Source organism: Emticicia sp. (assembly GCF_049241225.1).
Lineage (GTDB): Bacteria > Bacteroidota > Bacteroidia > Cytophagales > Spirosomataceae > Emticicia.
Window position 1 is genome coordinate 52,706 of the sequence record NZ_JBMLRC010000049.1, and the last position, 1,611, is coordinate 54,316.

3 protein-coding genes are annotated in these 1,611 nt (G+C 38.0%); all 3 read right to left on the reverse strand.

What is annotated here, in order from left to right:
• Positions 1-3 precede the first annotated feature (3 nt).
• From ACOVO2_RS03310 to ACOVO2_RS03320, 3 genes are read right to left on the reverse strand one after another with little or no spacing between them, the layout of a single operon-like run.
• The gene (locus ACOVO2_RS03310; protein WP_421768600.1) at positions 4-615 is read right to left on the reverse strand and encodes a protein-tyrosine-phosphatase; all 612 of its coding nucleotides are present in this window, start codon (positions 613-615) and stop codon (positions 4-6) included.
• A gap of 24 nt (positions 616-639) precedes the next feature.
• Complete coding sequence (locus ACOVO2_RS03315) at positions 640-1,110, reverse strand: DUF6428 family protein (RefSeq protein WP_421768601.1); 471 nt, start codon at positions 1,108-1,110, stop codon at positions 640-642.
• Positions 1,111-1,132: 22 nt separating this feature from the next.
• Entirely contained in the window at positions 1,133-1,453 is a 321-nt protein-coding gene (locus ACOVO2_RS03320; protein WP_421768602.1) for an ArsR/SmtB family transcription factor, read from the reverse strand.
• Positions 1,454-1,611: the final 158 nt, after the last annotated feature.

Sequence of the window (1,611 nt, forward strand, 5' to 3'; positions counted from 1 at the left end):
AGTTTATTTCACCAACGAAAAAGCGTAGAGCGTTTCGGTAGCAATTTGTTTGAATCTTTTCAGATAAGTTTCTTCTTGAAGTGGAGTCCCATCCGATTTCTTTGGGTCTTCGTAGGTTGTACCAATCCGCAAAGCTACTCCAGGAATAAAAGGACAATTTTGTTCGGCATCTGAGCAAGTCATGATGGCCGCAAAATCAGCTTTTGGATTGGCTTCGTGGTCGTAAACTTTTGAGAAACAAGTTGTACTAAGATTATTCCCGAACTTAACTTGGTAAGTCGGATTTACTTCTTTTTCATCAGAAATTATATTGAAACCAAGCGTTTTTAGTGCATTAATGGCATTCGGATTGAATGCCGTTGCCTCCGTTCCTCCCGAAAAAGTAGCTACTTTGTCGATATTATAATAAGCCGCCGAAATGGCTGCCGCTACTTGCCCAAAATGGCTTCGTCGAGAATTATGGGTGCAGATATAAACAAGATTGATAGATTCGTTTTTATCGTATCTTGCCTGAATATAATTGCTTATTTTTTGTAATAATTCCTTTCTTTCGTCTGGAATTGTCGCAAAATCTTGTTCAAGATTTTTTAAGAAACTTCTAATTGATTGATACATTTTTTGAATTTTGAGGTCAAAAGATTAGCAACATCCACCACCCGGTGTGCAGCAAGCACTCGCAGCCGCTACTTGCGAAAGGTTTACTTTTAATTTTTCGGCAGGAATACCGCACGAGTCTTGTGCCAAACAAGCGGTTTGTTTGCTCAGTAGCATAAAGTCTTTACCATTAAAGCCCAGTTCGTATTTTCCTATGGTTTCGGCTTGGTATTCTACTTCGATTTCGAGGTCTTCCATACCCAAAACTTTTTCTGAAAGTGCAATAATATCAAGTAATTTCTTTGGTTTTAAGCGGTGTTCGGTATCGTTAGCATTCCATAACTGGAAGTTAGCTACTTTTTCATTGCGAACGGTTCCGCCACAATCGATAAAATTTTTGGTAATTACGCCTACTTCGGTTACATGGAAGTGTTCGGGAACTTGCGTGCCGTTTTCGAGTTCAAAATTTACACTGTCAAGTGTTGGGAGAAGTGATTTTACTTCTGAAAGTTTCATTGTATTTGAGATTTAAGTATGGTTAACAACAATTATTTTGGATAGGCTGCATTGGACCAAATAAGCCTTTGATTTTACTAAAAACTGGCTCGTTAATGCAGTAGCAAATCGCATTTCCTTCGATATTGCCCTTGATGATTCCTGCATTTTTTAATTCTTTCAAATGCTGTGAGATGGTTGGTTGTGCCAATGGAAGTTCATTGACAATATCATTGCAGATACAAGCATTTACTTTCAATAAATATTCAATTATTGCTACACGAGCTGGGTGAGCGATAGCCTTTGCAAGCATTGCTATCTCATTTTGATTTTCGGTGAAAAGGTCGGTTTTTGTAAGCCCCATTTGAAAGTGTATTTTTATATTGCAATATTGCGATATAGTTTTTGATTAAAAAAGAGAAATCGTAAGTTTCTCCTGTTTATAAGGAAGACTTCGCTAAAGGGGGATGCCCAGTCCGAAGTCTTCCTTCCTTATCGTTCGCTTTTAAAAGTCCAAGCTAC